Genomic DNA, 26215 nt, shown 5'->3' with positions numbered 1-26215 from the left:
GGCTCCCTAGTGGGCCACCGCGGCCGCGCCGTGCTCGTCGACGAGCGCGCCGGTGGTGAAACGGTCGAGCGAGAAGGGGGCGTTGAGGGGGTGGGGCGTGTCGTGGGCGATGGTGTGGGCGTAGACCCAGCCGACGCCCGGGGTGGCCTTGAACCCGCCGGTGCCCCAGCCGCAGTTGAGGTACAGGTTCTCGACCGGGGTGAGGCCGATGATCGGCGAGGCGTCGGGGCTGACGTCGACGATGCCGCCCCAGGTGCGCAGGACGTGGGCGCGGGCGAAGACGGGGAAGAGCTCCAGGGCCGCCGCCATCTGCTCCTCGATGATGTGGAAGGCACCGCGCTGGGTGTAGGAGTTGTACGCGTCGATGCCCGCGCCCATCACCAGCTCGCCCTTGTGCGCCTGGCTGACGTACACGTGGACCGCGTTGGACATGACCACCGTCGGGTGCACCGGCTCCAGCAGCTCCGACACCAGGGCCTGCAACGGGTGGCTCTGCAGCGGGAGTTCGATGCCGGCCATGGCGGCGAGGACCGAGGTGTGGCCGGCCGAGCAGAGGGCCACCTTGCCCGCCGCTATCGGGCCGAGCGTGGTCTGCACTCCGACCACCCTGCCGCCGACCACGTCCAGGCCCGTGACCTCGCAGTTCTGGATGATGTCGATCCCGGCGGCGTCGGCGGAGCGGGCCAGGCCCCAGGCGACGTGGTCGTGCTTGGCGATGCCCGCCCGGGGCTGGTAGGTGGCGCCCAGGACCGGATAGCGCACGTCCGGTGAGATGTTGACGATCGGGCAGACCTCCCGCACGCCCTCCGCGTCGAGCCATTCCGCGTCCACGCCGTTGAGGCGGTTCGCCTCCACGCGGCGCACGCTGTCGCGGACGTCCTGGAGGCTGTGGGCGAGGTTCAGCACGCCGCGCTGGGAGAAGAGGATCGGATAGTCGAGCTCCTCCGCGAGGCCCTCCCACAGCTTGAGCGCGTGCTCGTAGATGCCGGCGCTCTCGTCCCACAGGTAGTTGGAGCGGATGATCGTGGTGTTGCGGGCCATGTTGCCGCCCGCGAGCCAGCCCTTCTCCAGCACGGCCACGTTGGTGATGCCGTGGTTCTTCGCCAGATAGTGGGCGGTGGCCAGGCCGTGGCCGCCGCCACCGACGACGATCACGTCGTACGACCGCTTCGGCTCGGGCGTGCGCCACAGCCAGTCGGGGTGTTCGGGGAGTTCGGCGCCGGGGGTGCGGGGAGTCATCGGACGGCTCCGTCCTCGGGAAGGGGCAGGTTCATTCGGCGTTCGCGTTCCTCTCGGCGGCCTCGACGACGTTCGCGAGGAGCATCGCCCGTGTCATGGGTCCCACCCCTCCGGGCATCGGCGCGACCCACCCGGCGACCCGCTTCGCGTCCGGGTGCACATCGCCGACCAGCCCTTGGTCGGTGCGGGTGATGCCGACGTCCAGGACCGCCGCGCCGGGACGCAGCATGTCCTTGCCGATCAGACCGGGCGAGCCCGCCGCCGCGACGACGATGTCGGCCTCGCGGACATGCCAGGCCAGGCCCTTGGTCCCGGTGTGGCAGAGGGTGACGGTGGCGTTCTCGGACCTGCGGGTGAGCAGCAGTCCGATGGGCCGTCCGACCGTGATGCCCCGGCCGATCACACACACCCGCGCACCGGCGATCGGCACGTCGTACCGGCGCAGCAGTTCGACGATCCCGCGCGGGGTGCACGGCAGCGGCGCGTCGACACCGAGGACGAGCCGGCCGAGGTTGACGGGGTGCAGCCCGTCGGCGTCCTTGGCGGGGTCCATACGCGCCAGGACGGCGCCTGCGTCCAGGTGACGCGGGAGCGGCAGCTGCACGATGTAGCCGGTGCAGGCCGGATCGGCGTTCAGCTCGTCGACGACGTCCTCGACCTGCTGCTGAGTCGCGTCGGCGGGCAGCTCGCGCCGGAGGGAGGCGATACCCACCTGAGCACAGTCACGGTGCTTGCCGGCGACGTAGGCATGACTGCCGGGGTCGTCGCCGACGAGGACGGTGCCGAGCCCTGGCGGACGTCCATCTCCGGCGGTCAACTTGGCGACGCGCTCGGCGAGTTCACGGCGAATGTCACCGGCGGTCGTCTTGCCATCGAGGAGTTGTGCGGTCACCGACGGTACTCCTTCCTAGAGGCCCGAGCTGCAACACCGCTTTTAGGGGCGCGGGGAACTGCGCAACCAGCCCCCACACACCCGCAGCCGACCGACAACCCATCGCGGCACCCCCTACGAATCCCTCAGCCACGAAGACGCGACATCGTCGGATCGAACAACGGCTCCTCAGCCACCACAGCCGACACCCGCTGATCGAAGTAGCCGATCTCCAGCACCGTTCCAACGCTGGCGACCTCCGCCGGCAGCCACGCGTACGCGATCCCCTTACCGATCGTGTAGCCATACGCCGCACTGGTGACGTAGCCGACCGCCCGGTCACCGTCGTACACCGGCTCCTTGCCCATCACGACCGACCGCGGGTCATCGATCGTGAGGCAGCTCAGCCGACGCCGCACGTCACCCTTACGCCGCTCCAGCGCCGCCTTGCCGATGAAGTCCCCCTTGTCGAGCTTCACGGCGAAGCCCACGCCCGCCTCGTAGGGGTCGTGCTCGTAGGTCATGTCGGTGCCGAAGGAGCGGTACCCCTTCTCCAGGCGGAGGCTGTTGAAGGCGCCGCGGCCGGCGATGACGCCGCCGAGGGGCTTCGCCGCCTGCCACAGGGTGTCCCACAGCTTCTGACCGAGGTCGGCGGTGGTGTACAGCTCCCAGCCGAGTTCGCCGACGTACGACAGACGCATCGCCGTCACCGGGACGCTGCCGATGTGGGCGCGCTTGGCGCGGAAGTACTTCAGGCCGTCGTTGGAGAAGTCCTCGTCCGTCAGCGGCTGCAGGACCTTGCGGGCCAGCGGGCCCCACAGGCCGATGCAGCAGGTGCCGGGGGTGATGTCGCGGACCTGGACCGTGCCGTCGGCGGGGAGGTGGCGGGTGAACCAGTCGAGGTCGAGGTTGCCGTTGGCGCCGACCTGGAAGAGGTCGCGGGCCAACCGGGCCACCGTGATGTCGCTGCGGATGCCGCCGTCGTGGTCCAGCAGCAGGGTGTACGTCACCGAGCCGACGGACTTGGCGACCTTGCCGGTGACCAGCCGCTCCAGGAGGTCCGCGGCACCGGGGCCGGCCACCTCCAGGCGCTTGAGGGCCGTCATGTCGTACATGGCGACGGTCTCGCGGGTGGCCTGCGCCTCGGCGCCGACGATGGGCGACCAGTACTGGGCGGCCCAGTCGCCCGGCGTGGGGATGCTGCGGCCCTCGACCAGGCCCGCGTTGGCCTCGTACCACTGCGGGCGCTCCCAGCCGTTCGCCTCCAGGAAGAACGCGCCGTGCTCCTGTTGGCGGGTGTGGAAGGGGCTGGTGCGGATCGGGCGCGGCTTCCCGGACGGCTGGAGGGGGTGGAGGATGTCGTAGACCTCGACGAAGTTCTGGCAGTCGCGGGCGAGGACGTACTCCGGGGTCAGCTGATGCGGCTCGAAGCGGTTGACGTCGCACTCGTGCAGGTCGAAGGACGAGCAGTGGCCGTCGACCAGCCATTCGGCCATGGCCCGGCCGACGCCCGCGGAGTGGGTGACCCAGACGGCCTCGGCGACCCAGAAGCCCTTGACGTCCGCGGACTCGCCGAGCAGCGGGAAGTTGTCGGTGGTGAAGGAGAACAGGCCGTTGATGCCCTCCTCGACCTTGGCCTCCTGCGTCGCGGGGAGCAGGGACTGGGTCTCGGCCCAGGCGGGCTCGAAGTCCTCCTCGGTGAACTTCAGGACCGACGGCATCTCGGCGGCTTCGTCGAAGGAGCGGATCTCGTCGGCCGTGATGGGCATCGGGCGGTGGCCGTAGTAGCCGATGCCGATGCCGTCGAAGCGGTCGCGGTAGTAGAGGTCGGCGTCCTGGTGGCGCAGGATCGGGCGGACCGCCTCCTCGGTCTGGCCGGCGAGGGCCGGTATCGGGCCGGTCCAGGCGAGCTGGTGGGCCAGCGGGGTCAGCGGGAGGTTCATGCCGACCATGCGGGCGATCTTCGGGCCCCAGATGCCGGCGCAGCAGACGACGATGTCGGCGGGGATCTCGCCCTGGTCGGTGAGGACGCCGGTCACCTCGCCGTCGGCCCGCAGGACGTCGAGCACCTCGTGGCGGGCCAGGAAGCGCACGCCGCGCTCGGTGGCCCGGCGGATCTGCGCCTCGACGGCGAGGACGGCCTTGGCGAGGCCGTCGGTCGGGACGAGGAGGCCGCCGAGGACCCTGTCGCGGTCGACCAGCGGGTGCCGCTCGACGCACTCGTCGGGGGTCAGCAGCCGGGATTCGATGCCCCAGGCGGTGATCCAGCCGTGGCGGCGGTGCAGTTCCGTGAGGCGCTCGGGGGTGGTCGCGACTTCGAGGCCGCCGACCTGGAGGAAGCAGGGCTTGCCGTCGACGTCGAGGGAGCAGAACTTCTCGACGGTGTAGCGCGCCAGCTCGGTCATGGTCTTGGAGGAGTTCGTCTGGAAGACCAGGCCCGGGGCGTGCGACGACGAGCCCCCGGTGGCGGGGAGCGGGCCCTGGTCGACCACGGTCACTTCGGTCCAGCCGCGCGCGGAGATCTCGTCCGCGAGTGCCGCGCCAACGACCCCCGCTCCGATGATGACCACTCGGGGTCCCGCCATCGCCGTACCTCCGATTGAGAACGAGTCCAGCCGGTTCAGTTGCTGTCTACGCAACATGGTTCAGGTTGCGCAACTCAATGTGCCTGCCTCGGGGAGGGGGTGTCAAGGGGTCCGTGACGTCGGAAAACAGCCCCGGGAACACGCCCCCGCACGCCCCCGGACATGGCGACGCCCGGCGGGCGGTACGCACGGTGCGCACCGCCCGTCGGGCGTGTTCGATCCAGGAACCGGGGAGCTACTTGATCCAGGCGTCCACCTTGGCGCGGTTGGCCTCGACCCACTTCTTCGCCGCCGCCTCCGGCGTCATCTTGTCCACCGCGATGTACTTGGCCACGGTGTTCTGGTCCTCGTTCGTCCAGGTGAAGTTCTTGACCAGGTCATAGGCGGGGCTGCCCGACTTGGCGAACTTGGCACTGACGATCTTGTCGAGGTCGTAGACGGGGTAGTCGCAGGCGATCTTCTCCGGGTCGGCGTCACAGCCGGTCTTGTACTCCGGCAGCTTGACCTTGACCAGCGGCACCTCGGACATGAACCACTGCGGCTCGTAGAAGTAGCCGATCACCCATTCCTTGTTCTTCTCCGCCTTCCGGAAGGCCTGGATGAGCGCGGTCTCGCTGCCCGCGTACACCACCTTGTAGTCCAGCTTGAGGTTCTTCACCAGGGCCTCGTCGTTGGTGACGAACGACGGGTCACCGTCCAGGAGCTGGCCCTTGCCGCCCGACTCGGAGGTCTTGAACTCGGCCGCGTACTTGTCGAGGTTGTTCCAGTCGGTGATGTCCGGGTGCTCCTTGGCCAGCCACGGCGGGACGTACCAGCCGATGAGCCCCTTGTTGCCGGTCAGCCCGGCATCGACGGCGGTCTTCTGGTCGGTGATGTACTTCTTCTTCAGGTCGTCGTGGCCCCAGTTCTCGACGACCGCGTCGACCTCGCCCGTGCCGAAGCCCTGCCAGGCGATCTCCTCCTTGAGGTCCTTCTTGGTGACCTTGCAGCCGAGGTCCTGCTCCGCGACGTACGCGATGACCGCCGCGTTGGCCTCGTAGCCCACCCACGGATTGACGGCGATGTTGAAGGTGCCGCACTTGCCGGAGCTGCCCGAGCCGTCCGCGCCCGAGGAGTCGTCACCGACCTTCGCACCGCCGCAGGCGGTGAGGGTGAGAGCGAGAACGGCCAGGCCGGCCGCGCCGACTCTCCACTGTCGTACAGGTGTTGCCATGGTCAGTGCTCCTTCTAAGCGCTTGCGCGTCGCGCCGCTGCCTGAGTGATCCGGTCGAACATGACGCCGAGAAGGACGATGGCGAGCCCGGCCGCCAGTCCCTTCCCGTACAGCTGCCCCTGCGAGAACCCGGCCACGACGTCGTAGCCGAGGGCGCCTGCTCCCACCAGGCCGCCCACCACGACCATCGACAGCACATAGATGAGGCCCTGGTTGGTCGCGAGCGTCAACGCACTGCGTGACATGGGCAGTTGAACCTTGGTGATGATCTGCCAGGTGTTGCACCCGGCGGACGTGGCCGCCTCGACGGTGGTCGCGGGCACGGCCCGGACCCCATCCGCGATGATCTTGATGGCGACGGGCACCGCGTAGACGATCGCGGCGACGATGGCCGTGAAGCGGCTGGCGCCGAACAGCGCGAGGAACGGCACGAGATAGACGAACGGCGGCATGACCTGTGCCGCGTCCAGGGTGGGCCGCAGTACCCGGTCCACGAGCAGGCTGCGCCCCATCCACACGCCGAACGCGATGCCGAGCGCCATGACCAGCACCGTCGCCACGACGGTCGACGCCAGCGTCGTCATGGCGTCCGACCACACCCCCGTGCCGACCAGCAGGCCGACGCACAGGGCCGCCGTGGCTCCGGCGCGCAGACCGCCGAGCACCGCGCCGAGCGCGATCAGGACGGCGCCGACGAGCCACCACGGGGAGTCGGTGAGCAGCGCCTGGAACGGGTTGAGCAGGCCGTTGGTGACGGCGTCGCGGAACGCGTTGGTGAGGCCCGCGAGGTTGTCCTGCGCCCAGGTGGTCGTGGTGTCGGCCGCACTCGCGATGGAGCTGCCGATGTCGCCCTCGCCGGGGAACTCCGCCGCCCAGATGTAGGTGTGCGACAGGTAGACGAGGACCGCGGTGACGACGCCGCCCGCGGCAAGCAGCTGCTTACGCCAGGCGAGCAGGCGGCCACCGGAGCGCCGGGCCTCCTCCTCACGGGTGCTGGCGGCCGTGGTGACCCGGTCCAGCACGATCGCCAGGACGACGATGGCGAGGCCCGCGTTGAAGGCCGTGCCCACGTCGAGGGACTGCAGGGCCTGGACGACGGTCTTGCCGAGGCCGGGCGCGTCGATCAGGGCCGCGATGGTCACCATGGCCAGGGCTGCCATGATCGACTGGTTGACGCCCATCACCACGGTCCGCTTGGACATCGGCAGCAGGACCTTCGTCAGCGCCTGCCGCCTGGTCGCGCCCAGCGAGTCGGCCGCCTCGACGGTGGTCTTGGGTACGGAGCGGATGGCGTGCGCGGTGATGCGGATCGCGGGCGGTGCCGCGTAGATCACGGTGGCGATGGTGGCGGAGGCGCCGCCGATCAGGAAGAACAGGGTCAGCGGGGCGAGGTAGACGAAGGTCGGCATCGTCTGCATGAAGTCCAGGAAGGGCGTCACGATCCGGTTGAACCGGTCGGACAGCCCCGCCCACACGCCCAGCGGGATGGCGAACAGCAGCGCCACGAAGACCGCGCACAGGATGAGGGCCAGGGTGTCCATGCTCTCCTGCCACAGCCCCTGCAGCCCCATGAAGGTGAAGCCGGCCACGGCCAGCAGGGCGACCCGCCAGTTGCCGAACGCCCAGGAGACATAGCCGGCGATGCCGACCACGCCGAGCCAGCCGATCTGCGGGACGGGCCGGCCGGCCGAGGGCTGGGAGATCAGTTCCTGGACGAAGGTCACCAGGGTGTCGATGACCAGGCGGATCTCGTTGAAGAAGTACAGGAAGAGCGGGTTGGTGTTGCGGTTCGCGCCGATCGTGTCGTTGGCGTCGTTGAACCACCGGTGCAGGTCCGTGAGGTCCGCTGCCGCCAGCGCGAGGGTCTGCTTTCCACGCAGCAGGGCGAAGAGCACCAGCCAGCCGACCAGGATCGCGGCCACCACCATGCCGCGGCTCATCTTGCGTTCCCGGGTGGCGGTCGCGGGACTCTCGGGCGGGGCGTCCGCCTTCTGCGGTTGCTCGGGTTTCTCGACGGCGACGGTCATCACGCGCCGCCTTCCTGCCCGGCGACCACCGCGAGGATCTCCTCGTCGCCGACGATGCCGAGCAGTTCGCCGTTCTCGACGACCTTGACCGGCTTGTCGGCCGCCAGGACCGCGCGGGTGGCCTCCTTCACGACGACGTCCGGGCCCAGCTCGGGGCCGTCCAGGGCGTCGGCGGGCGTCGGCGGGCGCATGATCCAGCGCAGGGTGAGCACGTCGCCGCGCGGCACGTCCTTGACGAACTCGCGCACGTAGTCGTCAGCCGGGGCGCCGACGAGTTCGTCGCCGGTGCCGCACTGGACCATCTTGCCGTCGCGCATGATGAGGATGCGGTCGCCCAGCTTGAGCGCCTCGGAGAGGTCGTGGGTGATGAACACCATGGTCTTGCCGACCTCGTTGTGCAGCCGTATGACCTCGTTCTGCATGTCCCGGCGGATCAGCGGGTCGAGCGCCGAGAAGGGCTCGTCGAAGAAGAGCACGTCCGGGTCGCCGGCCAGCGCCCGGGCGAGGCCGACGCGCTGCTGCATACCGCCGGAGAGCTGGTCGGGGTAGGAGTTCTCGTAGCCGGCGAGACCGACCAGTTCGACGACCTCCATGGCCCGCTTGGTGCGTTCGGCCCGGCCCATGCCGCGGATCTCCAGGCCGAAGGAGACGTTGTCGACGACGCGGCGGTGCGGCAGCAGCCCGAAGTGCTGGAAGACCATGGAGAACTTGCTGCGCCTGAGGTCGCGCAGGCGCTTGGCGTCCGCCGCGCGGATGTCCTCGCCCTCGAAGACGAGTTCACCGGCGGTGGGTTCGATCAGCCGGGTCAGACATCGCACCAGCGTGGACTTGCCGGAGCCGGACAGGCCCATGACGACGAAGACCTCGCCCTTGCGGACGTCGAAGTCCACGTCGCGCACCGCGGCGGTACAGCCCGTGCGGTCCATGAGCTCGCGGCGGGTGAGGCCGCACAGCTCCTCGGACTCCGGAACCTGGTCGGCCTTCGGACCGAACACCTTCCACAGCCGGCGCACGGATATGACCGGAGTACCGTCCGAATCCTGGGGCGTGCCGCGCCGCTGCGGCACCTCGGTCTGTGTTGGGGTCACGTTCGACCTCTCTTCGGCGTTCAGCCGCGGAACCAGTGTTGCGGCCGGGGTTGGATGTTCTGCCAGATGTGCTTGGGCTCTCGGTATTCGTCCAGACCGGTCGGTCCCAGCTCCCTGCCCACGCCCGAGTGCCCGAAGCCACCCCATTCCGCTTGCGGCACATAGGGGTGGTAGTCGTTGATCCACACCGTGCCGTGGCGCAGCCGCCGGGCGACCCGCTGGGCCTTGCCCGCGTCCTGTGTCCAGACGGCTCCGGCGAGTCCGTACTCGGTGTCGTTGGCGATGCGTACGGCATCGTCCTCGTCGGTGAAGCGCTCTACCGTGAGCACGGGTCCGAAGGACTCCTCGTGCACGACGCGCATGTCCTGCCGACACTCGTCGAGGACGGTCGGCGGGTAGTAGTAGCCGTCGGCGAGGGCGGTGTCGGTGGGCCGTGCACCGCCGCAGCGCAGTACGGCGCCCTCGGCGAGGCCCGCGGCGACATACGCCTCGACCTTGTCCCGGTGCTGGGCGGAGATCAGCGCGCCGGTCTCGGCGTCGGGATCGAAGGGCCCGCCGAGCCGGATCTGCCGGGCCCGACGGACGACTTCGTCGACGAAGGCATCGTGCAGGGAGTCCTCGACGATCAGCCGTGCCCCGGCCGAGCAGACCTGCCCCGAATGCAGGAAGACGGCCGTGAGGGCGAAGTCCACGGCCGTCTCGAAGTCGGCGTCGGCGAAGACCACGTTGGGGTTCTTGCCGCCGAGCTCCAGCGCGACTTTCTTCACGGTCGCGGCGGCGGTGGCCATGATCCGTTTGCCGGTCTCCAGGCCTCCGGTGAAGGAGACCATGTCGACGGCCGGGTCCTCGGAGAGCGGTGCGCCGACCTCGGGTCCGGTGCCCAGGACGAGGTTGGCGGCGCCGGCCGGGAGCCCCGCCTCCTGAAGAGCCCTCATCAGCAGGATCGAGGTGGAGGGGGTGAGCTCACTGGGCTTCAGGACGATGGTGTTGCCGGCGAGGAGAGCCGGGGCGACCTTCCAACTGGCTTGCAGCAGCGGGTAGTTCCAGGGGGTGATCAGCCCGCACACACCGATCGGCTCGTAGACCACGCGGCTGACGGCGTCGTCCCGGCCGGTGTCGATGACCCGGCCGGCGTCGGTTCCGCCGAGCCCGCCGTAGTAGCGGAAACAGGAGACGACGTCGGCGATGTCGTACTCGCTCTCCACCAGCCGCTTGCCGCTGTCCAGCGACTCGGCGCGGGCGAACTCCTTGGCGTCGCGCTCGATGAGATCGGCGGTACGCAGCAGCAGGGCTCCGCGCTCCCGCTCGGGGGTGTGCGGCCAGGGGCCCTCGTCGAAGGCGCGGCGGGCCGCGGCGATCGCCGCCTCCGCGTCGCAGCGCGTCCCTTCGGAGACGGTCGCGGTGAGCGTGCCGTCAGCGGGACAGCGGATCTCGCGGCGGCCACCGGCCGCCGCGTCACGCCATTCCCCAGCCACATACAGGTCTGCCACGCGCCAAGCCCTTCAGCCGAAATGCGTTGCGCATCGTGCATTCAATTGCTTGTGGTGGAACACCCTTACGAATGCCATAGAGATACGTCAAGAGGTTGACGGATGACGATTTGACCCTACCGGCACTCACCCGTCCACCCTTGACCGCAAGCGGCACCGAGGCCGACCATGTTGCGTATCGCTCACCTTGTTGTGCAATACGCACCGACGGAGGCCGTCATGTCCCTTCGACCGCAACCTGGCCGTGAGTTCGTCCTCACCCTCTCGTGTCCCGACAGCGCCGGACTGGTCCACGCAGTGAGCGGCTTCCTCGTCAGGAACTCGGGCAACATCCTGGAGAGCCAGCAATTCGATGATCGACTCCAGGACCGATTCTTCATGAGGGTCCACTTCGACGTCTCGGATCCGGACGTGGATATGAAAACTCTGCGTTACCGATTCGGTCCGGTCGCCGAGGCGTACCGCATCGACTGGGCCCTGAACGAGGCGTCGACACCGACCCGGACCCTCATCATGGTGTCCAAGTTCGGCCACTGCCTGAACGATCTCCTCTTCCGCCGCCACACCGGCGCCCTCAACATCGAGATCCCCGCGATCGTCTCCAACCACCGCGACTTCGAGGGACTCGCCCAGACCTACGACATCCCCTTCCACCACATCCCGGTCACCAAGGACACCAAGGCGCAGGCCGAGGCGCGGCTGCTGGAGCTGGTGCGTGACCTGGACGTCGACCTGGTGGTGCTGGCCCGCTACATGCAGATCCTCTCCGACGACCTGTGCAAACAGCTCGAGGGCCGCGCCATCAACATCCACCACTCCTTCCTGCCCAGCTTCAAGGGCGCTCGTCCCTACGAGCAGGCCTACACCCGCGGCGTGAAGCTCGTCGGCGCGACGGCGCACTATGTGACGCCGGACCTGGACGAGGGCCAGATCATCGAGCAGGACGTGGTCAGGGTGGACCACTCCCTCGACCCGCGGGACCTGGTCACGGTGGGCCGGGACGTCGAGGCCCAGGTACTCGCCCACGCGGTGAAGTGGCACAGCGAGAGCCGGGTGATGGTGGACGGGAACCGTACGGTGGTCTTCCGCTGACGATATCCATGGCAATGGGCGGGCTGGATCTCCAGCCCGCCCATCGTCGTGTACGGCCTTCTCGTATGCCGCCTTCTCGTATACGACCTTCAGCCGTCCAGCCGGTCCAGCAGCGCGCGGCGCCACTGCTCCGTCTCGGCGATCTGGTTGAACGTGAACAGGTGCAGCCCCGCCACCCCCGCCGAGGGCGCCGTGAGCGTCTGCTCGACGCGGGTCAGCAGTCGCTCGGGCGAGTAGCCCCCGGGCGTCGCGAACCGCAGGAACCAGGAGGGGTGCTTCGTCAGGAAGCGCGTCGACTCCCCCACACCGATCTTCGTCGCCATGGCCAGCAGCTTGGCCCGCTGCACGGGCCCCGCGACACCCATGTACACGGGCAGCGTGACATCACGCCCCCGGATCCGCGCGACCCACTCCCCCAGCACCCGCGGATCGAAGCACAGATTGCTCACGAGGTACGTGGCGTGCTCGCGCTTGTCCCACATCGCCTGGACGGTGATGTCGTCGTGGATGAGGGGGTGGCTCTCGGGATAGCCGGTGATGCCGACGTGGCTGAAGGGCCCACCCAGCTCGCTCAGCCGGCGCAGCACCGGCAGCGCACCGTCGTAGACCCCGGCCGGCGGGTCGGAGTCGCCCGCCGGGACGAAGACGTCGTCCACGCCCCTCTCGCGGAGCCGGTCGACGACCTCCTTCAGATGCGCGTCGTCCCGCAGCAGCCGCGCGGGCACATGCGGGACGACGCGATAGCCGTGCCCCGCGAGCCGGCCGGCGAGGTCGAGGGTCGGCTCCAGGCCCTTGACCGGCGACGCCGTCACGGTGACGGTGACCTCGCGCGGAAGATGGGCGAGGACCTTGTCCTCCGTCGCCTTCGCCGGCAGCACCTCATAGCGGACGCGCTCCAGCAGCGCCCTCAGCCCCGTAGCGCCCAAGGCCTACCCGGCCTGCTTCTCGGCGTCACGGAGGCGGTAGTACGCGGCCTTCGACGGCGCCAGCGGCTCCTTGCCGAGGATCAGGTCGGCGGCCTTCTCGGCGATCATCATCACCGGGGCGTAGATGTTGCCGTTGGTGACGTACGGCATGACGGAGGCGTCGACCACCCGCAGACCCTCCACGCCGTGCACCCGCATGCTGGTGGGGTCGACGACGGACATCTCGTCGGTGCCCATCTTGCAGGTGCAGGACGGGTGCAGGGCGGTCTCGCCGTCCTTGGCGACCCAGGCGAGGATCTCCTCGTCGGTCGCGACGGACGGTCCGGGCGAGACCTCCCCGTCGTTGTAGGGGGCGAGCGCGGGCTGGTTGAGGAGCCCCCGGGCCACCCGGATCGCCTCGACCCACTCTCGGCGGTCCTGCTCGGTGGAGAGGTAGTTGAAGCGCAGGGCCGGGTGCTCGCGCGGGTCCTTGCTCTTGATCTTCACGGAGCCGATGGCGTCGGAGTACATGGGACCCACGTGGACCTGATAGCCGTGTCCGCCCGCGGGCACGGAGCCGTCGTAGCGGACCGCGATCGGCAGGAAGTGGAACATCAGGTTGGGGTAGTCCACGTCCTCGTTGCTGCGGGCGAAGCCGCCGGCCTCGAAGTGGTTCGTCGCGGCCGGGCCCTTCCTGAACAGCCACTGCAGGCCGATGAAGGGGGCGCGCCACTTCGCCAGGTACGGCTGCATGGAGACGGGCTGCTTGCAGGCGTACTGGATGTAGACCTCAAGGTGGTCCTGCATGTTCTCGCCGACGCCCGGCAGGTCGTGCACGACGTCGATGCCAAGGGCGCGCAGCTCCTCAGCGTTGCCGACGCCGGAGAGCTGCAGCAGCTGCGGGGAGTTGATCGCGCCGCCGCAGAGGATGACCTCCTTGGCGCGGACCTGCTGCGGGGCACCCTTGCCGCGCTGGTACTCGACGCCGACGGCCTTCTTGCCCTCGAACAGGACACGGGTGACCAGGGCGCGCGTCTTGACGGTGAGGTTGGGGCGCTTGCGGACGGGCTTGAGGTACGCCTTGGAGGCCGACAGCCGGCGTCCGCGGTGGACGTTGCGGTCGAACTTGGCGAATCCTTCCTGCCGGTAGCCGTTGACATCGTCGGTGGGCGCGTAGCCCGCCTCCTCGGTGGCCTTGAGGAAGGCACCGAAGAGGGGGTTGGTCGCCGGGCCGCGTTCGAGGACGAGGGGGCCGTCGTGGCCGCGGAACTCGTCGTCCGGGTCGGCCGCGAGACAGTTCTCCATGCGCCGGAAGTACGGCAGACAGTGCGCGTAGTCCCAGGTCTCCATGCCGGGGTCGGCCGCCCAGCGCTCGTAGTCCATGGGGTTGCCGCGCTGGAAGATCATGCCGTTGATGCTGCTGGAACCGCCCAGCACCTTGCCGCGCGCGTGGTAGACGCGCCGGCCGCCCATGTGGGGCTCGGGCTCGGACTCGTACTTCCAGTCGTAGAACCGGCTGCCGATGGGATAGGTCAGCGCCGCCGGCATGTGGATGAAGACGTCCCATGGGTAGTCGGGCCGGCCGGCCTCCAACACCAGCACGCGGCTGGCCGGGTCTGCGGAGAGTCTGTTCGCCAGCGCACTGCCGGCCGATCCGCCGCCGACGATGACGAAGTCGTACTGCACAGGTGCCATGGTGCCTCGTCTCGCTCGCGCCGTAGATACGCGACGCATGCTAGCGCCGGTAGCGTCATACGCACCAGGTTGCGAACAACGCAACTTCTAACGGCTTAATTACAGGCTCGTTACTTGCGGTGGTGTTGTTTACTACGCGTATAGTTTCACTGTGAGCAACTACAGCACGGACACAGAAACGTCGAGTTCACAGGCTGGCGGAGTGCAGTCGGTGGACCGCGCCATCAGCGTCCTGGAGATCCTCGCCCAGCGTGGTGAAGCGGGCGTCAGTGAGGTAGCGGCCGAAATCGACGTCCACAAGTCCACCGCCTTCCGCCTGCTGGGCGCCCTTGAGGCGCGCGGCCTGGTGGAACAGGCCGGTGAGCGCGGCAAGTACCGGCTCGGCTTCGGCATCGTCCGCCTGGCCGGCGCGGTGACCGGTCGTATCGACATCACCCAACAGGGCCGCCCGGTCTGCGAACGGCTCGCCGAGGAGCTCGGCGAGACCGTCAACATCGCTGTCATGCAGGAGCACTTCGCGATCAACCTGTACCAGGTGCGTGGTCCGGGTGCCATCACCGCGCACAACTGGGTCGGCCAACTGACTCCCCTGCACGCCACGTCGAGCGGCAAGATCCTGCTGTCCTATCTGCCGACCAAGGACCGCGCCACGCTGCTGGCCGAGGCCGGGATGAAGAAGGTCACGCAGAACACCATCACGGCGAAGAGCAAGCTCGAAAAGAACCTAGCCGAGACCCGGGAGCGCGGCTACTCGATCACCCTGGAGGAGCTGGAGATCGGCCTGCACGCCATGGCCGCGCCGGTCCGCGACCGGGACGGCACGGTGATCGCGGCGTTGAGCGCCTCCGGGCCCGCGTATCGCCTGACCGAGGACCGCATGCACGAGGTCTCCCCGATCCTGCTCAAGGGCGCCGAGGAGATCAGCCACCGCATGGGCTACCTGGGTGGCGCGGTCCTCTCTTAGACCGCCGGTGCCCCCAGGCGCTCGTTGACCCAGTCGTGGAAGGCACCGATGTGGTGCTCACTGGGTACCAGCACACCGCCCTTGGCGTACATCCGTGAGCTCATTCCGGGCTGGGTGCGCTCGCAGGCGTCGAAGTCCTGCTGGTTCACGCGGTGGAACAGCTCCACCGACCGACTGACGTCCTTGCCGCTCTCGACGACATGCGGCAGATAGAGCCAGTCGCACTCGACGATCGTCCGGTCGACCGCCATCGGATACATCCGGTGGAAGATCACGTGGTCGGGGACGAGGTTGATGAACACCTGCGGCCTGACCGTGATCGCGTAGTAGCGCCGGTCCTGATCCTCGGCGACCCCCGGAATGCGGTCCAGTCCCGCGGAGCCGTCGACGGTGAATCCTTGGACCTCCTCACCGAACTCCGCGCCGTGCCCCACGTAGTACTGGGCGGCGTAGCCGTCGGCGAACTCGGGCAGCACCTCCGTCAGTTCGGGGTGGATGGTGGCGCAGTGGTAGCACTCCATGAAGTTCTCGATGATCAGCTTCCAGTTCGCCTTGACGTCGTAGACGATCCGTTTGCCGACCGAGAGGTCGTCGATGCCGTAGCGCTCGATCGATTCGACGTCGCCCAGGCGGTCGACGATCTCGCCCATGACCGTCTCCTCGAAGGAGGGCGGGTTCTCCGCGAGGCAGACCCAGACATAGCCGAGCCATTCGCGCACGGCCACGCCGGCCAGGCCGTACTCGGTGCGCCCGACGTCGGGCATCTTGGTGAGGTTGGGCGCGGCGACGAGCTTGCCGTTGAGGTCGTACGTCCAGGCGTGGTACGGGCACTGGAAGGCCCGCTTGACCTCGCCGGTCTCCTCCGTGCAGAGCTTGGCGCCGCGGTGCCGGCACACGTTGAAGAACGCGCGGATCGAATGGTCACGCGCGCGGGTGACGAGGATGCTCTCGCGGCCCACGTCGACGGTGCGGAAGGCGCCGGGCTTCGCCAGATCGGAGGCGCGCGCGACGCAGAACCACATGGTCTCGAATATGCGCTCCTGCTCCTGGGCGAAGATCGCCGGATCCGTGTAGGAGGAGCCGGGGAGGGTGGCGATCAGACTGTTCGGCAGGCTGGTCGAGGTCACGGTGCACTCCTCGGGAAACGTCGTGGAGGGGTCATTCACGCGCCGGGAAGAGCGACTCCGGACGGCGTTGGGGATGGTGCGCACTTCGTTGCCTATGGCACAACACTGCGCGTCATGTGAGACCGCAGCGCAGGATGCCACATGGGCGGTGTCAAGACGTCGCGGCGGCGAGCTGCTTGCGCCAGCGCGTGAACAGCCGCGGCTGGTTCATTCCGAGCACGGCGACCGGCCGACCGGCACGCCGGTAGACGGCCAGGACGTTGCGGTCGTCCGCGGTGCCCTCCTCGACCGTCACACTGTCCGCGCCGGCGGCGTGCCCCGCGAACTGGATCTTGACGCCGTACTGGTCGGACCAGAAGTACGGCGGCCGGGGCACGCCCGGTTCCACCGCGCCGCCCGCCAGCAGCGTGGCGACGGCCGCGTCCGGGCGCTCGCGCGCGCCCGTCCAGTGCTCGACCCTGCGGTGGGCGCCGGTGCGCGGGTCGTACCAGTTGGCGCAGTCGCCGACCGCGACCACACCGGCCAGGCTGGTGCGTCCGTCGGCGCCGCACTTGACGCCGTTGTCGAGTTCGACGCCGGAGCCATGAAGCCACTCGACGCACGGGCGGGCCCCCACACCGACGACCACGATGTCGGCCGGGACGCTTCGGCCGTCCTCCAACAGGACGGCGTCCACGCGGTGCTCCCCGCTCAGCCCCTTGACGCCCACGCCGCACAACAGCCGTACGCCGTGGTCCGCGTGGAGGCCGGAGACGACGGCGCCCATGGACGCGCCGAGCGGTCCGGCGAGCGGCGTCGGGGCCACCTCGACCACTGTCACGTCGAGGCCGAGGGCGTAGGCGGTGGAGGCGACCTCGGCGCCGATGAAGCCGCCGCCGATCACCACCAGCCGTCCGCCCCGGGCCAGTTCGTCGCGCAGGGCGCGGGCGTCGTCCAGGGTGCGCAGTGCGTGCACCCCGGCGAGGCCCTCGGTGCCCGGCAGCATGCGGGCCGCGGCGCCGGTCGCGATGACGACGCCGTCGGCGCGGACCTCCCGGCCGTCGGCGAGCCGGACGGCGCGCTCGGTGCGGTCGAGGCCGGTGGCGCGGGCACCGAGCAGCCACTCCGCGTCCAGGTCCTCGTCGTCACTCTCCAGCGCGAGGTCCGCCTCGCCGAGCGTGCCGGCCAGGAACTCCTTGGACAGCGGCGGCCGGTCGTACGGGCGGTGGAACTCGTCCCCCATGACGAGGAGCCGCCCGTCGTAGCCCTGCTTGCGCAGCGAGCGCGCCGCCGACAGACCGGCCAGCGAGGCGCCGACCACGGCGACCGTCCTCACGCGGGACCGCCGGCGAGCCGGGCCGCTATACAGGGCGGCAGGTTGGGGGCGTCCAGGGACAGCTGGACGTAGATCATGCCGTCCTGCACCACGACCTCGTGCGTCCGGACCGGGAGCTTGGCCGGCGGGGCGTCGACCGAGCCGGTCCGCAGGTCGAACTTCGAGGCATGCAGCGGGCATTCCACCTCGCAGCCCTCCAGCCAGCCGTCGGCGAGCGAGGCGTCCTGGTGGGTGCAGGTGTCGTCGATGGCGAAGACCTCGCCGTCGTCGGTGTGGAACACCGAGACCGGCGGGTCGATGTCGAGCCGGAAGGCCTCACCTCGCGGGAGATCCGCGAGTCGGCACGCGGGAATCATCATGACACCTCGGTGCGTATAGCGAAACGGATTGCGGTTAGCGCAACGCCAGTTTGGAGGCCGCTCCGAACCGTTGTCAAGGCGTCAAAAGGCCCGGTTCGGGCGCCACGGCGAATCGGCCACGGGGCAGCTCGAAGCGCCCGTTCCACCTGCGACAACAGGCGGAACGGGCGCCGTGCGAGGACCCCCCGGCAGCGGTCAGAAGCCGCGGTCGACCCACTCCTGGAGGTGCGGAGCCTCCGCGGCGATCGTGGTCGTCTCCCCGTGCCCGGTGTGCACGACGGTCTCGCCCGGCAGCGTCAGCAGCCGGTCCCGGATCGAGTCCACGATGGTCGGGAAGTGGCTGTACGACCGCCCCGTCGCCCCCGGCCCGCCCGCGAACAGCGTGTCGCCGCTGAAGAGGGCCGCCAGGGCCGGCACGTACAGACAGACCGCACCCGGCGCGTGACCCGGCGTGTGCAGCACGGTCAGTTCGGTACCGGCCACCGTGAGGACCTGGCCGTCGGTCAGCTCGCCGTCGGGCGTCCGGTCGGGGTGGGTCTGCTTCCACAGTGGCAGGTCGTCGGCGTGGAGCAGGATCGGGGCACCCGTGCGCGCCGCGAGATCGGGCGCGGCGTCGATGTGGTCGTTGTGGGCGTGGGTGCACACGATGGCCCGCAGGGTGCGCCCGCCGAGCGCCTCGGCGATGGCCTGCGCGTCGTGCGCGGCGTCGACGACGATCGCCTCGTGGTCGTCGCCGACGATCCACACGTTGTTGTCGACGTCCCAGGTGCCGCCGTCCAGCGAGAACGTCCCCGAGGTGACGAGGTGTTCGATGCGGGGGGCCATCAGAGCACCACCACCGAGCGCAGGACGTCGCCGCCGTGCATCCGCTCGAAGGCCTTCTCGACCTCGTCCAGCGCGATGGTCTCCGTGACGAAGGCGTCCAGGTCGAGCCGGCCCTGGAGGTAGAGGTCGACGAGCATCGGGAAGTCGCGGGAGGGCAGGCAGTCGCCGTACCAGGAGGACTTCAGGGACCCGCCGCGGCCGAAGACGTCCAGCAGCGGCAGTTCGAGCTTCATCTCCGGGGTGGGCACGCCGACCAGGACGACGGTGCCGGCGAGGTCGCGGGCGTAGAAGGCCTGCTTGTACGTCTCCGGGCGGCCGACCGCCTCGATCACGACGTCGGCGCCGAAGCCGCCGGTCAGCTCGCGGATCGCCTCGACGGCGTCGTTCTCCTTGGAGTTGACGGTGTGGGTCGCGCCCAGCTTCCTGGCCTTGGCCAGTTTCCGGTCGTCGATGTCGACCGCGATGATCTTCGCTGCGCCCGCGAGGTTCGACCCGACGATCGCCGCGTCGCCGACGCCGCCGCAGCCGATGACGGCCACGCTGTCACCGCGTCCGACGTTGCCCGTGTTGATGGCGGCACCGATGCCCGCCATCACGCCACAGCCGAGCAGCCCGACGGCCGCCGCCGACGCGGCCCGGTCGACCTTGGTGCACTGCCCGGCCGCCACCAGCGTCTTCTCCGCGAACGCGCCGATACCCAGCGCCGGGGACAGCTCCTGCCCGGTCGAGGCAAGGGTCATCTTCTGCTTCGCGTTGTGCGTGTTGAAGCAGTACCAGGGGCGCCCGCGCAGACAGGCACGGCACTGACCGCACACCGCACGCCAGTTCAGGACGACGAAGTCACCCGGCGCGACATCGGTGACCCCCTCTCCCACCGACTCCACGACGCCCGCCGCCTCGTGCCCCAGCAGGAAGGGGAAGTCGTCGTTGATGCCGCCCTCCCGATAGTGCAGGTCGGTGTGGCAGACCCCGCAGGCCTCGATCTTCACCAGCGCCTCCCCCGGGCCGGGGTCGGGCACGATGATCGTTTCCAGGCTGACGGGGGCACCCTTGCCCTGCGCGACGACAGCACGGACCTGGTGCGTCATGGCCACTCCTCGGCTGGTACGAGACCTGAGTCTGATGTTGCTCATTACGGCACGCATCTCATGTGCCGCAACACAGCATCCTTGAGCGCGCACCGGGGGTCAAGGAGTCGACGCGCACCGTACTGTGGCCGCATTCAGGCCATGGCCCATCCCCCGTTGCCGGCCGCCGCCGGGTCTGGGTAACTGTGAAAAACTCGCACATACGGTTTCAAAGGAGATTCCTAGTGAGCACTCCTGGCGACAAGCTCCGCTACGAGAGCATGCCGCTCGACCGCACCGGCCAGGCCGAGGCCTTCGACGCCATCGGCGACCGCTACGACGAGGCCTTCCCGCACAAGGAAGGGCAGGTCGCGTCAGCCGAGTGGCTGATCCGGTCCCTGCCGGCCGGCGCCCGTGTGCTGGACCTGGGGTGCGGCACCGGAATCCCGACCGCGCTCCAGTTGGCGAAGGCGGGATTGCAGGTCGTAGGCGTCGACCTGTCGGAGAAGATGGTCGCGCTCGCCGGCGCCAACGTGCCCACCGGAGTGTTCCACCAGGCGGACATCGCGGATCTGCGGCCCGGAGGCCCCCGTGACCTCGGCCGCTTCGACGCGGTGGCTGCCTTCTTCTCGCTGCTCATGCTGCCGCGCGTCGAGATACCCCTCACCCTGCGAACCGTCCACCACCTGCTGCCACCGGGCGGCCTGTTCGCGCTGTCGATGGTGGAGGCGGACGTGGACGACTTCTCGATCCCGTTCATCGGAAGCACCATCCGGGTCTCCGGCTATCTGAGGGACGAACTGCGCGAGGTAGTCGAGGCGGCGGGCTTCGAGATCGTCGAGGAGTCGTCGTACACGTACGCCCCGTCGAGCGTGGATGTCCCGCCCGAGGTACAGATCTTCCTGCGCTGCAGGCGGCGCACCTGACGACACGGGGAAGGACACGGGTGACGAAGGACCTCGGAGCCGATCGAGGCACCGGCGGGCAGGCGGCCGGTGTGCGGGGGCCCGCTGCTCCGCCGCACAGGGCGGAGCGTCCGCCCGCCCCGGGGGCCACCGCCGGACCTCCGAGGGACGGCGGGCCGGACGTCGCCGAACCGCAGACCGACCGGCTCCGGTACCTCGACGCCGCGACCCGCCGGATCGCCCGCGGCATCAACCTCGACGAGACGTTGGACGAGCTGTGCCGGGCGGCCGTCCCGGCCTTCGCCGACACGGCGTTCGTCCATCTGTACGCTCCGCTTCCGGTCGGCGACGAGCCGGATGACGTCGCCCCAGGCATCCTGCGACTGCACACCACCGAACGCGCACGACCGCGTCAGTCCGCCACGCAGGGCTCCGGACCCCCCGCACCGGCCCCCGCCCCCGTCCGGGCAGCGGAGGTCGTACGCCCGTCCGCCACCGGTCCGCTCACCGAACTGCTGCACGCCGGGCGCCCGGTGTTCGCGGACACCCCGGACACCGCGTCCGCCGCGTCAGAGCTGCTGGAGACCGACATCGCGTCCTCGGCGGCACCGCCCGGACGACGCCTGATCGTCGCCCCGCTGCACGGCCGCCACCACGTCATGGGCAGCGTCGCCCTCCTGCGCGAACCCGACCGCCCGGACTTCTCCGGGGACGATCTGCTCGTCGCCTCCCAGCTCGCCACGCACACGGCGCTGGGCGTCGACAAGGCGGCGCTGTACGCGCGCGAGGCGTCCGTCGCCGACGCGCTGCAGCGCACGATGCTCCCGTCGTCGCTGCCCGCGCCGGCCGGAGTCCTGCTGGCCAGCCGCTATCTGCCGGCCTCGCGGACCGCGCAGGTCGGCGGCGACTGGTACGACGCGATCCCGCTGCCCGGCAACCGTGTCGCGCTGATCATCGGCGATGTGATGGGCCACTCCATGACCTCGGCCGCGATCATGGGCCAGCTGCGCACCATCGTGCAGACCCTGGCCGGGCTCGACCTGCCGCCGGACGAGATCCTGCACCACCTCGACGAACAGGCGGAGCGCCTGGGCAGCGAGCACACGGCGACCTGTCTGTACGCCATGTACGACCCCGTGCTGCACCGGTTGCTGGTGTCCAACGCCGGCCATCTGCCGCCGGTGCTCTTGCATCCCGACGGCAGCACGGAGGTCGTGCAGGTGCCGCCCGGGGCTCCGATCGGGGTGGGCGGCGGTGGATTCGAGTCCGTCGAGATGCCCGCGCCGGCCGGCGCGACGCTGCTGCTGTACACCGACGGGCTGGTCGAGTCCCGCGACTCGGACGTCCTGACGGGGGTGGAGCGACTGCGCGCACGGCTGCGGGAAGCCGCCGCGAAATCCACGTCTCCGGCGCTGGAAGTGCTCTGCGACCAGGCGCTCGGCACCTTGGGGCCGGGGGACCGGGACGACGACGTGGCGCTGCTCGCCGCCCGCTTCAAGGGCCTGCTGCCGGAGACCGTCGCGTACTGGTACCTGGCCCCGCGCCCGCAGAACGCGCGCCAGGCCCGCCGCCTGACCCGCAGGACCCTGCGCGACTGGGACCTCGACGACCTCTCGGAGTCCACCGAACTCCTGGTCAGCGAGGTGGTCGCCAACGCCGTGCGGTTCGCCTCCCGACCGATCGTCCTGCGCCTCCTGCGCACGGACGTCCTGCGCTGCGAGGTCGAGGACGACTCCCCGATCGTCCCCAGGATGCGCCATGCCCGGCTGAGCGACGAGGGCGGCCGGGGCCTGTTCCTGGTCGACCAGCTGGCACAGCGCTGGGGGGTGACGAGGGTGAGCACCGGCAAGGTGGTGTGGTTCGAGCAGCCGCTGCCCTCGGACAGGGACGCCGGTTGAGGGGGCGGGACTACTCGGGGGTGATCGTCACGGTCACCGTCCGGTTCTTCGCCGGGCTCGGGTACGGGGCGTCACGCTGATCCGCGCTCTCGGTGGTGAAGGCCGTCAGCGGCCTGCCACTGGCGGCACTCAGTTCGCGGGCGGCGATGAGAGCCCGCCACAGGGAGAGGACCGAGCCGCCGCTCGTCGGAGCGCCGGGGACGGTGGCCGTGTGGCCGCGGATCTCCACGCGCACGTCTCGTCCTGCCAGACGTCCGCCGAGAACCGCGAGGCGATCGGCGCCGGTCCGCGTCAGCTCGGCGCCCTCGGAGAAGAGGCCGTCCGCGAAGGCGACCTCCACGGAAGCCCCGTCCACCACCGGCTCCACGCCCGGTGCCCGCAGCGCGCCGGCCAGATCCACGGCCGCCTCCGCTCGGCGCGCCGCCTCCAGGTCCCGCTCCTGCGCCTGCTCGGCCCTGCGTTCGGCGTCGAGCTGCCGGGCCCGTTGCTCGGCCGACTCGGCCCGCGTGGGGCCCGGCGGCTCCGACCGACCACCCGCGGCGTCCGTGAGGGCGACCGTGCCAGCCGTGATCGCGGCCACCGCACAGACCGCGGCGGCCAAGGCCGTACCGGCGCGGTGCCGGGCGAGCGCCGCCCGGGGGCCACGGCCCCCTAGCTGGTCGATCCTCGCCAGTCCGGCCGACGCGGCCGGATCCTCGGGCCGCTGCTCCTGGACCCTGCGCCAGTACTCCGCCGCCCGGGCCAGGTCTCCGCGCTGGGCGTGCACACGGGCGAGCAGATCGAGGACGTCCGGATGGTCCGCGACGCCGGGATCATCGGCGTCGTGCAGCAGCCGCAGGGCGCCGTCCAGGTCACCGGAGCGGGCCGCCGCCCGGGCGCGCGAGACCAGCAGTCCGACGCGGAGGGAGGCCGTGGCGGACGCCGTACCGCCGGAGTCCACGCCTGCGGACACCGTACGACCTGACTCCGCACCGCCGGATTCCATGGCGCCCGGCCTTGTGCCGTCCGCAACCTTGGATGTGGGCACCTTCAACTCCTCTTCCCCGCCGACTAGTTGATGCCGCCGGACAGCCGCTCGGCCTCATCCACGGCCCCCGGCGGCAGCAGTCGGCGCAGCCGCTCGTTGACGCCGGCGAGGGCCCGGCGGTTCCCCGCGGCGACGGCTCGGCGGCCCTCCAGGATCGCGGCGTCCGCCTGTGCGCGGGAGAACATGTCGTCGCGCATCTCGACCAGCGCGTGGAAGACGACGTACTCCCACTGGTCGGTACGGCGCAGCAGCTCGATGTGAAAGTCCCCGGCCCGCTTGATGAGTCGGCGCAGATCCGCCGGAGAGGCGTCGGCGCCGAGCGAACTGGCCCGGTCGCGCAGGTTCTGCAGCTCACGCCGGTCCGACGAACCACCCCCGACCTGCTCGATGACGTCCTCGCAGGAGCTGAGCAGATCCCACAGCTCGCGCTGCAGACCGGGAATCTCGATCGCCTGCTCGATGTCGTCGAGCTGGGCCTCCACGTCACGGATGCGACGGTCACTGGTGACGGCCGCACCCGTGTCGACGGCCGCCGCGTCCACCTCCTTGCGCAGCTGCGGGAGGGTCTTCTGCTCCGAGAGGTCCTCCAACTGCTCCCGCGCCTGGTCCGAGAACACGTCCTCCGCCTGGTCCTGCAGGAGACGTACCCGCTGTTCCAGATCGTGCAGCCGGTCCACGAGCTCGTCGTGTTCGGGCGCCAGCAGCTCGGAGCGGTTGATCGTCGCCTCGAACTGCTGCTCCAGCAGCGGGATGTCGGCGGTGACGAGGACCTCCCGGTTGCTCGCCTGGATCTCGAACGTCACCTCGACCTCGCTCTGGGCGGGCAGGTCGATCCGGATGTCGCGCGGGCGGATCTCGATCAGCCCGACCCGCGTGTTGCGGTCGGCGCGCCTGCGCTCGCCCTCCAGCAGCGGGATGCGGATGACGGCGTCCGGCTGGGCACGGCGCAGCGGAATGGTCGTCCGGTACGGCTTGGTCACCTGGGCGGGCAGTGTGGTGCCCTTGCGCAGCAACGGGTCGAAGGTGCCGTCGGCCTTGCCGATGCCGAGGGTGCCGGTGAGCACCGCGTCGCCGGGGACGACGGCCGCGTGGCTGATGGAGAAGGTGTCCCCCGCCAGGTTCCGCCGGGTGCCGGCGGTGTCGGTGAGCTCCACGGTGAAGCGGGACCGGGTGTCGGCGTCGATGGCGACCTCGGTGTAGAAGGTGCCGTCCGCGCCGAGTTCGGTGCGCGGCCCGCGGAAGGGCGGGCGGCCGTCGGGGTTGCTCAGGGTGACGGTGTACCGCGTCCAGTCCACCGCGCTGCCGCTGCTGACCTTGCCGGAGACCGGGATGCCGGTGGTGTCGACGGACTGCGCCGGATAGTGGAGTTCGATCGCGAACTCGCCCGGCGCGGCCTGCTGCGGCTTCCTGGGCAGCCGGATCGTCCGGGCGAACACGGCGGCGCCGCGCGCGACCACGGTGGTGGGGTCCTGGCTGTGGTCGAGGGGGATGCCGGGGCCTTCGATCGGGTCGGCGAGCAGTTCGCGCAGACCGGGGCTGAAGGTCGCGCCGCCCACCAGGAGCAGCCGGTCGATGTGGTCGGGGCGCAGGGAGCTCTCGGCCAGCGCGTCACGGCAGAGCCGGATGGCGCGGGTGTAGAACGGCAGCGCCAGGTCGTCCAGGGCGCCCCGGGTCAGAACGTACTCGAAGGGCTCGGTGCCGCCGTTGCCGTCGTCGAGGTCGATGGAGATCTCCACCGAGGGAGTGCGGGACAGCGCGATCTTGGCGTTCTCGGCCTCCAGCTTGAGCTTGGCGAAGTTCTTGCGCCAGCGCGCGTTGCTGCGGGCGAAGTCCGACAGGCCGAGGTCGCGCCGGACGGCCGGCACCAGTAGGTCGTCGACCAGGGCCCAGTCGATGAGCTTGCCGCCGAGATAGGGGTCACCGGCGTGCTGGATGAGCTGCAGCTCGCCGTCGCGCTTGCTCATCAGGGCCGCGTCGAAGGTGCCGCCGCCCAGGTCGAACACCATCCAGTGGGCGGACTCGGAGGCGTCCTGCACGCCGTAGGCGATGGCGGCCGCCGTCGGCTCCTGCACCAGCGGGCAGTGATCGCCCAGCCCGGCGAGGGCGGCGGCCGAGCTGGTGGCGTTGTTCTGGTTCAGGGCGAAGGAGGCCGGGACGGTGATGACGGCCGCCTCCGGCTGGTACCCGTACTCGTGCGCGGCGTCCTGGCGCAGGGACTTGAGCACCTCGGCGGAGAGCTCCTCCGGCGTGAGCGAGACGCCCGCGCGCTCAAAGTGCCGTTGGGCTCCGGCCGCCCCCATCTCCAACTTGAACTCGGCGTAGGCGTTGTCCGGATCGTTCTCGGTGCGCTCCCGTGCCCGCCTGCCCACATGGCTCACCCCCTCTTTGGGCAGCCACACGGCGGACGGCGTGAAGTCCCAGCCGTCGTTGTTCTTGATGACGCGTACGCCGTCGTCCTCGGCCACCGCGATGGCGCTGTTGGTGGTGCCGAGGTCGATTCCGAAGTCGATGGTCTCGCGCATG

20 protein-coding genes are annotated in these 26215 nt (G+C 70.0%); 4 read left to right on the top strand and 16 right to left on the bottom strand.

Annotation, left to right across the window (positions count from 1 at the left end; genetic code table 11):
- Positions 1–6 precede the first annotated feature (6 nt).
- The 7 genes from ACIA8X_RS37990 to ACIA8X_RS37960 all read right to left on the bottom strand — a co-directional run bounded on the left by ACIA8X_RS37990 (position 7) and on the right by ACIA8X_RS37960 (position 10513).
- Entirely contained in the window at positions 7–1239 is a 1233-nt protein-coding gene (locus tag ACIA8X_RS37990; protein ID WP_393459036.1) for a sarcosine oxidase subunit beta family protein, read from the bottom strand.
- 31 nt (positions 1240–1270) lie between these two features.
- Positions 1271–2131, bottom strand: a complete 861-nt coding sequence (locus ACIA8X_RS37985) for a bifunctional methylenetetrahydrofolate dehydrogenase/methenyltetrahydrofolate cyclohydrolase (RefSeq protein ID WP_393459039.1) — start codon at positions 2129–2131, stop codon at positions 1271–1273.
- A 125-nt stretch (positions 2132–2256) separates the two neighbouring features.
- Positions 2257–4695, bottom strand: a complete 2439-nt coding sequence (locus ACIA8X_RS37980; RefSeq protein ID WP_393459042.1) for an FAD-dependent oxidoreductase — start codon at positions 4693–4695, stop codon at positions 2257–2259.
- A gap of 235 nt (positions 4696–4930) precedes the next feature.
- The gene (locus tag ACIA8X_RS37975) at positions 4931–5908 is read right to left on the bottom strand and encodes an ABC transporter substrate-binding protein (RefSeq protein WP_399460218.1); all 978 of its coding nucleotides are present in this window, start codon (positions 5906–5908) and stop codon (positions 4931–4933) included.
- 14 nt (positions 5909–5922) lie between these two features.
- Complete coding sequence (locus tag ACIA8X_RS37970; protein WP_393459048.1) at positions 5923–7935, bottom strand: ABC transporter permease; 2013 nt, start codon at positions 7933–7935, stop codon at positions 5923–5925.
- Positions 7935–9023, bottom strand: coding sequence for a glycine betaine/L-proline ABC transporter ATP-binding protein (locus ACIA8X_RS37965; protein ID WP_393459051.1), 1089 nt, complete (start codon positions 9021–9023; stop codon positions 7935–7937). Before ACIA8X_RS37965 ends, ACIA8X_RS37970 begins: the two co-directional genes overlap by 1 nt.
- Before the next feature lie 20 nt (positions 9024–9043).
- On the bottom strand, positions 9044–10513 hold the full coding sequence (locus ACIA8X_RS37960; RefSeq protein WP_393459054.1) for an aldehyde dehydrogenase family protein: 1470 nt from the start codon (positions 10511–10513) through the stop codon (positions 9044–9046).
- 219 nt (positions 10514–10732) lie between these two features.
- On the opposite strand from ACIA8X_RS37960, the gene purU reads away from it, so the two are divergent.
- On the top strand, positions 10733–11605 hold the full coding sequence (gene purU / locus ACIA8X_RS37955) for a formyltetrahydrofolate deformylase (protein WP_393459057.1): 873 nt from the start codon (positions 10733–10735) through the stop codon (positions 11603–11605).
- An 89-nt stretch (positions 11606–11694) separates the two neighbouring features.
- Here purU and ACIA8X_RS37950 read toward each other — a convergent pair whose 3' ends face one another.
- Complete coding sequence (locus tag ACIA8X_RS37950; protein WP_399460217.1) at positions 11695–12531, bottom strand: 5,10-methylenetetrahydrofolate reductase; 837 nt, start codon at positions 12529–12531, stop codon at positions 11695–11697.
- 3 nt (positions 12532–12534) lie between these two features.
- Entirely contained in the window at positions 12535–14205 is a 1671-nt protein-coding gene (betA, locus tag ACIA8X_RS37945; RefSeq protein WP_393459064.1) for a choline dehydrogenase, read from the bottom strand.
- Between the two features lie 202 nt (positions 14206–14407).
- On the opposite strand from betA, the gene ACIA8X_RS37940 reads away from it, so the two are divergent.
- Positions 14408–15169 (top strand): IclR family transcriptional regulator, encoded by a 762-nt coding sequence (locus ACIA8X_RS37940; RefSeq protein ID WP_393459283.1) that lies wholly within the window; start codon positions 14408–14410, stop codon positions 15167–15169.
- Here ACIA8X_RS37940 and ACIA8X_RS37935 read toward each other — a convergent pair.
- The 5 genes from ACIA8X_RS37935 to ACIA8X_RS37915 form a co-directional block, all read right to left on the bottom strand.
- On the bottom strand, positions 15166–16296 hold the full coding sequence (locus ACIA8X_RS37935) for an aromatic ring-hydroxylating dioxygenase subunit alpha (protein WP_399460216.1): 1131 nt from the start codon (positions 16294–16296) through the stop codon (positions 15166–15168). The genes ACIA8X_RS37940 and ACIA8X_RS37935 overlap by 4 nt on opposite strands.
- Positions 16297–16447: 151 nt before the next feature.
- Positions 16448–17611 carry an NAD(P)/FAD-dependent oxidoreductase gene (locus ACIA8X_RS37930; protein WP_393459069.1) on the bottom strand — a complete coding sequence of 388 codons (1164 nt, stop codon included), beginning with the start codon at positions 17609–17611 and terminating at the stop codon, positions 16448–16450.
- The gene (locus ACIA8X_RS37925) at positions 17608–17970 is read right to left on the bottom strand and encodes a bifunctional 3-phenylpropionate/cinnamic acid dioxygenase ferredoxin subunit (protein WP_393459072.1); all 363 of its coding nucleotides are present in this window, start codon (positions 17968–17970) and stop codon (positions 17608–17610) included. The genes ACIA8X_RS37930 and ACIA8X_RS37925 overlap by 4 nt, the downstream gene beginning before the upstream one ends.
- 195 nt (positions 17971–18165) lie before the next feature.
- Positions 18166–18795 (bottom strand): MBL fold metallo-hydrolase, encoded by a 630-nt coding sequence (locus ACIA8X_RS37920; RefSeq protein WP_399460215.1) that lies wholly within the window; start codon positions 18793–18795, stop codon positions 18166–18168.
- A complete protein-coding gene (locus tag ACIA8X_RS37915) occupies positions 18795–19883 on the bottom strand; it encodes an S-(hydroxymethyl)mycothiol dehydrogenase (RefSeq protein ID WP_393459077.1) in 1089 nt (362 codons plus the stop codon). Before ACIA8X_RS37915 ends, ACIA8X_RS37920 begins: the two co-directional genes overlap by 1 nt.
- A 260-nt stretch (positions 19884–20143) precedes the next feature.
- Between ACIA8X_RS37915 and ACIA8X_RS37910 the strand changes: the two genes are divergently transcribed.
- Together ACIA8X_RS37910 and ACIA8X_RS37905 are read left to right on the top strand one after the other, a co-directional pair.
- Positions 20144–20788 carry a class I SAM-dependent DNA methyltransferase gene (locus tag ACIA8X_RS37910; RefSeq protein WP_393459286.1) on the top strand — a complete coding sequence of 215 codons (645 nt, stop codon included), beginning with the start codon at positions 20144–20146 and terminating at the stop codon, positions 20786–20788.
- Positions 20789–20808: 20 nt separating this feature from the next.
- Positions 20809–22665: a SpoIIE family protein phosphatase gene (locus ACIA8X_RS37905; protein ID WP_399460214.1), complete on the top strand. Its 1857-nt coding sequence runs from the start codon at positions 20809–20811 to the stop codon at positions 22663–22665.
- Positions 22666–22675: 10 nt separating this feature from the next.
- On the opposite strand, the gene ACIA8X_RS37900 is transcribed toward ACIA8X_RS37905, so the two are convergent.
- The gene (locus tag ACIA8X_RS37900; RefSeq protein WP_399460213.1) at positions 22676–23692 is read right to left on the bottom strand and encodes a tetratricopeptide repeat protein; all 1017 of its coding nucleotides are present in this window, start codon (positions 23690–23692) and stop codon (positions 22676–22678) included.
- Positions 23693–23715: 23 nt separating this feature from the next.
- Positions 23716–26214 (bottom strand): Hsp70 family protein, encoded by a 2499-nt coding sequence (locus ACIA8X_RS37895; protein ID WP_399460212.1) that lies wholly within the window; start codon positions 26212–26214, stop codon positions 23716–23718.
- Position 26215: the final 1 nt, after the last annotated feature.

The sequence above is a fragment of the Streptomyces sp. NPDC051738 genome (genome assembly GCF_044453205.1).
Taxonomy (GTDB): Bacteria; Actinomycetota; Actinomycetes; order Streptomycetales; family Streptomycetaceae; genus Streptomyces.
The sequence above is the reverse complement of the archived record's forward strand: the minus strand, read 5'-3'. Positions and strand labels throughout refer to the sequence as shown.

Excerpts from the sequence above, each read along its gene's own strand:
- ACIA8X_RS37925 (WP_393459072.1), bottom strand. The coding sequence starts at position 17,970 with ATGATGATTCCCGCGTGCCGACTCGCGGATCTCCCGCGAGGTGAGGCC.
- ACIA8X_RS37990 (WP_393459036.1), bottom strand. The coding sequence starts at position 1,239 with ATGACTCCCCGCACCCCCGGCGCCGAACTCCCCGAACACCCCGACTGG.
- ACIA8X_RS37980 (WP_393459042.1), bottom strand. The coding sequence starts at position 4,695 with ATGGCGGGACCCCGAGTGGTCATCATCGGAGCGGGGGTCGTTGGCGCG.
- ACIA8X_RS37895 (WP_399460212.1), bottom strand. The coding sequence starts at position 26,214 with ATGCGCGAGACCATCGACTTCGGAATCGACCTCGGCACCACCAACAGC.
- ACIA8X_RS37920 (WP_399460215.1), bottom strand. The coding sequence starts at position 18,795 with ATGGCCCCCCGCATCGAACACCTCGTCACCTCGGGGACGTTCTCGCTG.
- ACIA8X_RS37970 (WP_393459048.1), bottom strand. The coding sequence starts at position 7,935 with ATGACCGTCGCCGTCGAGAAACCCGAGCAACCGCAGAAGGCGGACGCC.
- ACIA8X_RS37975 (WP_399460218.1), bottom strand. The coding sequence starts at position 5,908 with ATGGCAACACCTGTACGACAGTGGAGAGTCGGCGCGGCCGGCCTGGCC.
- purU (WP_393459057.1), top strand. The coding sequence starts at position 10,733 with ATGTCCCTTCGACCGCAACCTGGCCGTGAGTTCGTCCTCACCCTCTCG.
- ACIA8X_RS37910 (WP_393459286.1), top strand. The coding sequence starts at position 20,144 with ATGCCGCTCGACCGCACCGGCCAGGCCGAGGCCTTCGACGCCATCGGC.
- betA (WP_393459064.1), bottom strand. The coding sequence starts at position 14,205 with ATGGCACCTGTGCAGTACGACTTCGTCATCGTCGGCGGCGGATCGGCC.
- ACIA8X_RS37915 (WP_393459077.1), bottom strand. The coding sequence starts at position 19,883 with ATGACGCACCAGGTCCGTGCTGTCGTCGCGCAGGGCAAGGGTGCCCCC.